Source organism: Colwellia sp. BRX10-4 (genome assembly GCF_014077465.1).
Taxonomy (GTDB): Bacteria; Pseudomonadota; Gammaproteobacteria; order Enterobacterales; family Alteromonadaceae; genus Colwellia_A.
On record NZ_JACGVZ010000048.1, the window covers coordinates 1 to 5,641 of the forward strand.

Consider the following 5,641-nt stretch of genomic DNA (forward strand, 5'->3'; position numbering starts at 1 on the left):
ATTCTATGCGTTAACTCACTTAATACTAAAAGTGAATACAATGGTTCTGAAATTAATGAACAAGGATCAGTGTATTTAACTTGACGTGGGGAGTCATACCAACGCCCCATTAAGAGGCAAATAATGGTTGGCTAAAATAAGCGACGAAGGAGCAAATAGCCAACTGTTATTTGTCCTGCTTGAATGGCTTGTTATAGGGCATTAACCCCATATAAATTATTGACCTATCACTTCGAGAACATCATCACTTAATAAGTGTTCTTTACCTCTAAAAACATCAAGAGTTCCAGGAGCTGATTTACTATTACCAAGAAGACTAACATAACAACGATATGTATATTTACCATTAGTAAATGAGTAATGATGGTTACCACCACTTCCATCAAATACCATTTTTCCGTTAAATAAAACTAAATCAGGTTTAACATTCGTTTTTTTATTAATACTCCAAGATGTATAACGATAATTATAGTCACCAAGATCATCAATCCTTATATGAAATTTGGCTGTCTTCCACTCTAAAATTGGTTTTTTATAATCACTTATACTCGAATGCAAAGTTTGCTTTTGTTTCTCTATTAAACTTTGCTCAAAAGCTTTTTCTTTAGTTGTGTGATAATTTATTGCATTGATTTTTCCATTCGAATCTAACCAAAGTTTACCATTGGAAAACATAGTCCCACGCCACCCCATCTGCCTCCAATCTTTATCCACATCGGAATTAGATATTAAATCAATCAACTCTTTATCAAAAACTTCATCGAACCGATTAATTAATTCTGTTTTATTTTTAATAAAAGGTATTGGTAATTTTCGTTTTAGCGGATAAGAAATTAAAGTCGAAATTGTATTTTTATTTTGACTTTTAAATGCATCTATAATTGGAGATATATAATCATTTTCTTTTTTATCTACAGCAAAGGAGTTTGACGTAAAAACGATAGTTAACACTAATATTATTTTACTGAAAAACTTCATATATCCTCAACACTTTGATGTGCCCTATAACGCCCCATTAAGAGGCAAATGATAGTTGGCTAAAATAAGCGACGAAGGAGTAAATAGCCAGCTGTTATTTGTCCTGCTTGAATGGCTTGTTATGTTTTTTTCTACGACATACCTATAATCCAAGGCATTGCGACACCGAAAGCTACAGATGAAACTCCAAGTATAAATTTAAGATGATTCATTGAACTGCATTTTGAGTACATATATATACCTGTAAAAAATGCAAATACCGACCACATAACAGAACCCATAAAATATACACGAAGTGCACCTTGATTTACTGAAGTCGTATAACCCGGACCAGCGATAAAATTTAAAATAAATGTAATGAGTAAACCTAAAACAGGTAATAAACCTATCATAAAAATTCTTTTATTAATCCTCAATTTATTCATATATGCATCCATTCGATAAAAACATAACGCCCTAATAACAGGCTAAAAATAGTGGGCTAAAATGGAGCGAAGCGAACAGCCCGCTGTTTTTAGTCCTTGTTGATTTGCTTGTTATGTGCACATTCATTGATTGCTGCAAAACCCATATCAATGTTAGCTACAATATAACCATATTCTTTTTTAGATATTTGATCAGAGTTGAACTGTTGCTTGGCTAAATCATGAGTCCAAGTTTTGCCACAAGCTGGTAATGGAATAGAAGTATCTATTTTTAACAAATATTCTTCTTTGATTACACCACCTTTTTTAACAATACTTTTAGCGCATAAACTAAGAGCATACTCAATTGCATATTTATCAACACTTGGTGCGCCAACGAACTCGTATTCACAGCCAAGTTTTTCGCTACCTTCCGTATCAACATAGTAAAGTTGCCCTGATGTTGTACAAGCAGAACACATTAATATAATAATGTATAAAGAGAAATGCCTAATGTTCAATAGAACTCCTTGTGCACATAACGCCCAAATAATGGGCTAAAAATAGTGGGCTAAAATGGAGCGGAGCGAACAGCCCGCTGTTTTTAGTCCTGTTAATTTGCTTGTTATATGCACTTTCACTATTAATCTGATAGAACATCTTTTTGCTCTTCAAGGCAATCTTGAATGTACTCTTCCATATTACTACAAAGTTCCAAATCATCTATATCTGATGGCACAAACTCTTCTTCGTGATCTGCAAAGTAGATTGTTTCATCGAACTCTTTAACATTGATGAAAGTAAAGTTTCCGAATCCATCATGCCCGATAGCAAAAAAATGACTTGGCCAATTATTCCCGAAAAATAAACACTCTCTTAGCTCAATATTTGTTTGAATTAACCACTCTTCATCGTTTACTAAGTTATCTTCAACAAAGTCTAAATTATCGAGTGCTTTAAATGGGTAGTTAGAAATAGCTAATTTATAGTACTCAGGGAGTGAAATAGATAACTTACTTTCTATTTTTTCAAAATCCAATTTTAAATTCCTTTTAGATGCTCAATAGTTGAGCTGTGTTCCGTGCATATAACGCCCAATTAACGGGCTAAAAATTGTGGGCTAAACTTGAGCGGAGCGAATAGCCCGCTGTTTTTAGTCCTGTTAAATTGCTTGTTAGGCTTCAGTACGAGCTCTATATTCTTCTTGTTTAATCAATTGCGCCTGAAGTTTTTCTTGAGAAATAAGGCTAGCTGGGTTATCTACAATACTTTCTATAGCAGGTACTTTAAAAGGCTCTTTTATTAGGATGTTGCTTGAGTTTTTCAATATACTGTACTCCTTTTGGCACCAGTTATCTAAATCTATTATTGGTTTTAAAGAGTCCTCGTTGTCTGCTAAGTAACACCCATAATTTGTAGGACGCGGAAAGCCCATAGCCTTATCAGATTGCCTAACAGCATTCATGATACTTCCTTTCATTGGAGATAACATACCATCAGATAATAGATTATGAATATAACTATATGCGAGTGGATCCAGCACTTGCACATGGCGTTCCAAGATTTTATCTGACATTACTGTCATCTCATTCACCTTTTCAGGCAACCACTGCCACCAAGTTCTTGGTGGCGTAACACTAGGTTTTGCATCTAGGTCTAAACACATTCCCATCTTGTTAATATTTTCTTGAGACAAAAGCTCTGTCAATGAAGCTGGATATTTTTTAGGTACGGACTGCAAATAAATATCTTTCCAATACGAAATTAACCTAGTAGTTAGTAGCCTTACATCTTCATATGCTGCAAGCCTATGAGGTAATCTTTTATCTTCCTCTGCTTTGACAGTAATAGAATGAAGGGCCTGACCAATAGTAACTATTCCAAGAAGTACCTCAATTGAAACCACAGCTCTCATAATCTGTGATATTGGGTTTATATCGCCAAACCCGAGAGTAGTAATAGATACGACGCTGAAATATATAGAATCAATTGGAGTCTTTAAATGTGGTTTGAAATAATCTCCAGGTTTTATATCAGTAAAACCGATTAGATTTAAAAGAGAAGGAACGTAATATATGAAAGCAGATACAGCTATTATCAGTCCATATTGAATTATATATTTGTGGCGTTGCCTAATTTTTTGAAACCTACCAAATTTATTTTTTATCATATGTCCATCGTGACTGCTTTGAAGCCTAACGCCGTTTTAAGCGGCAAATTGCAGTTGGCTAAAATAAGTGAGGCACGAAAAAAAAGCCAACTGTAATTTGTCCAACTTGAAAACCCTTGTTATATGCCGTTTACTCTAAAATTGGGTCTTCATAAATGTCGCCAGCCACTAAAATTTCAAATGGGACTCCTAAAATATCAGCTAGTTTTTTTATTTCATTCTTCATGCTATAAAAATCGGAATGATTCATAAGCAGGTATGTTGCGTCAGATTTCGTAGTTAGGCTAAATTCGTATCCATTATAGTTATTATTCGTACTGCTATTATGAAAACGGATCAGATATAACTTATCGATCTCAGCTAAAGGTATACTCATACGCTTTTTAAAAGAGTTAGCTACGTAAAAAACCTTTGCATCCAAATCAAAATATTTTATTTTTGCTCTTAAGCCAAAAGCAACCCTGAATATTGTACTAACGAGCAAACAAACAATAAAAATCCAAAATATTTCTTCATAGGGGTTTAGAGTACCGGTATCTTCCAAAATAATTGATGATATAAAATAAAAAAAATAACAATTGAAAAGGTGAAAGTAGCTTTCAAACAGGTAGCTCCGTATAGTCGAATTAACTTTAATTATGTTATTACGAAAAACTAGTTCGCTACTTCTAAAATTTGTTGCACCAGATGTTGTTAATTTTTTAATTTTTCCGCCTATTTTAAACATATATTCGTCCTTGATTATTCCTTCTCATGCCAATTTATTTAATGAAAGCAGTGAAGTATTCGGCACTCTATTCATAGGCATATAACGCCCTATTAAGGGGCAAATTGCAGTTGGCTAAAATGTGAAGCGGAGCGGAACTAGCCAACTGTTATTTGTCCCACTTGAATAGCTTGTTAGTTGTACGTTACCACCAAACTACCGTAGAACTTATTATATAGAACAAAACAAAGCTGTAGAATAATTGCATAATTGAATAGCTAAAAGCATCATTAGTCAATGTAACCACTCCATGTCGACCTAGTGTCCAACCTTTTAAGAATGAATGTAAAAGCGGCAGCCCCGCCATGAGCGTGATAATAAGAGATAAAAGCTTATCCCCACCTTCCATTTGTCCAAACTTTGATGATAGTGCAAAGTATAAGCTGCTAAAAAAGCCAATGAATAAAATAAAAATAATACGTATAGGAGAGCAACTTTTAGTTATGCCAGCTTCACGTTTTTGAGTTTCAATTGAGAGCACTCGATTATGAGCTTCCAATTCAGTATTTCTAGAGGCAAGCTCAGAAAGTAAAGCATTATAATTACTAGGAAATTTTTCTCTATCTATTTCTACTTTTGCATCCAATAGATCTTCAATAGAATATGATGAATAGTTAATGCTGATGGCGATCTCCTTGTACAACTAACGCCTTACTAAGCGGCGCGAAATTGTTGGCTAAAATGTACGAGGAACGAGTGCTAGCCAACTGTTTAGCGTCCGTTTGAGTAACTTGTTAGGAATACTTTTTTACCAAGCGTAAATGTTTTTCGACTAATTGATCCGAAATAGATGACGAAAAATCATATGCTTTTTGCATAGTTAAACGCAATTTTTCAACGTCTTTTAGCATTTCAGAGCGACCACTAGTTGAATGTATTTCCAAACCATATTCTCTGAAGATATGATGAGTAAATCTATTCCTAGCTTTTAGAGCTTCGCTTATTACCTCTTCGATATCTTCACTTATAGATAAGATATCTTTTACTCTGCTAAGAGTTTGACCAAGTGTCCCTTTATCAATGCCATCTCTTAATTTTATGTAAGCTTCAGCATTTTTTTCTGGAGCTTCATAAAACTTTTTCTCTATAGCTTTTGTCATCAAAATAATATGACCTAAGTCAAATTCTAGATATTGAGCTAATTCGGTAACTCTACCAATTTTTTCATAGAATTCAGACTCAGATGCCATAGTATTCCTAACGCCCATTTAAGGGGCAAAATAACGTTGGCTAAAATAAGTGAACGGAGTGAACAAAACAGCCAACTTTATTTTGTCCCGCTTGAAATTCTTGTTATGTTTTGAACACTACGACATACCGATC

General features: G+C 34.1%; 8 protein-coding genes. All 8 read right to left on the reverse strand.

The window, feature by feature from the left end; translation table 11 throughout:
* Window positions 1-216: 216 nt before the first annotated feature.
* The 8 genes from H4J67_RS19220 to H4J67_RS19255 all read right to left on the reverse strand — a co-directional run bounded on the left by H4J67_RS19220 (window position 217) and on the right by H4J67_RS19255 (window position 5,508).
* Window positions 217-978 (reverse strand): hypothetical protein, encoded by a 762-nt coding sequence (locus H4J67_RS19220; protein WP_182204711.1) that lies wholly within the window; start codon window positions 976-978, stop codon window positions 217-219.
* Window positions 979-1,109: 131 nt separating this feature from the next.
* A complete protein-coding gene (locus H4J67_RS19225) occupies window positions 1,110-1,370 on the reverse strand; it encodes a hypothetical protein (protein ID WP_182204712.1) in 261 nt (86 codons plus the stop codon).
* 122 nt (window positions 1,371-1,492) lie between these two features.
* The gene (locus tag H4J67_RS19230; RefSeq protein WP_182204714.1) at window positions 1,493-1,903 is read right to left on the reverse strand and encodes a hypothetical protein; all 411 of its coding nucleotides are present in this window, start codon (window positions 1,901-1,903) and stop codon (window positions 1,493-1,495) included.
* 122 nt (window positions 1,904-2,025) lie between these two features.
* The gene (locus H4J67_RS19235; protein WP_182204716.1) at window positions 2,026-2,421 is read right to left on the reverse strand and encodes an SMI1/KNR4 family protein; all 396 of its coding nucleotides are present in this window, start codon (window positions 2,419-2,421) and stop codon (window positions 2,026-2,028) included.
* A 135-nt stretch (window positions 2,422-2,556) separates the two neighbouring features.
* Window positions 2,557-3,552: a potassium channel family protein gene (locus H4J67_RS19240; RefSeq protein ID WP_182204717.1), complete on the reverse strand. Its 996-nt coding sequence runs from the start codon at window positions 3,550-3,552 to the stop codon at window positions 2,557-2,559.
* 130 nt (window positions 3,553-3,682) lie between these two features.
* Complete coding sequence (locus tag H4J67_RS19245) at window positions 3,683-4,279, reverse strand: hypothetical protein (RefSeq protein WP_182204719.1); 597 nt, start codon at window positions 4,277-4,279, stop codon at window positions 3,683-3,685.
* 184 nt (window positions 4,280-4,463) lie between these two features.
* The gene (locus H4J67_RS19250) at window positions 4,464-4,904 is read right to left on the reverse strand and encodes a hypothetical protein (protein WP_182204721.1); all 441 of its coding nucleotides are present in this window, start codon (window positions 4,902-4,904) and stop codon (window positions 4,464-4,466) included.
* A 148-nt stretch (window positions 4,905-5,052) separates the two neighbouring features.
* Window positions 5,053-5,508 (reverse strand): hypothetical protein, encoded by a 456-nt coding sequence (locus H4J67_RS19255; protein WP_182204722.1) that lies wholly within the window; start codon window positions 5,506-5,508, stop codon window positions 5,053-5,055.
* Between the last annotated feature and the right edge of the window lie 133 nt (window positions 5,509-5,641).

What these genes read in the sequence shown, in the direction of transcription:
- H4J67_RS19220 (WP_182204711.1), bottom strand. Translation starts at nt 978, where the DNA reads ATGAAGTTTTTCAGTAAAATAATATTAGTGTTAACTATCGTTTTTACG.
- H4J67_RS19225 (WP_182204712.1), bottom strand. Translation starts at nt 1,370, where the DNA reads ATGATAGGTTTATTACCTGTTTTAGGTTTACTCATTACATTTATTTTA.
- H4J67_RS19240 (WP_182204717.1), bottom strand. Translation starts at nt 3,552, where the DNA reads ATGATAAAAAATAAATTTGGTAGGTTTCAAAAAATTAGGCAACGCCAC.
- H4J67_RS19245 (WP_182204719.1), bottom strand. Translation starts at nt 4,279, where the DNA reads ATGTTTAAAATAGGCGGAAAAATTAAAAAATTAACAACATCTGGTGCA.
- H4J67_RS19255 (WP_182204722.1), bottom strand. Translation starts at nt 5,508, where the DNA reads ATGGCATCTGAGTCTGAATTCTATGAAAAAATTGGTAGAGTTACCGAA.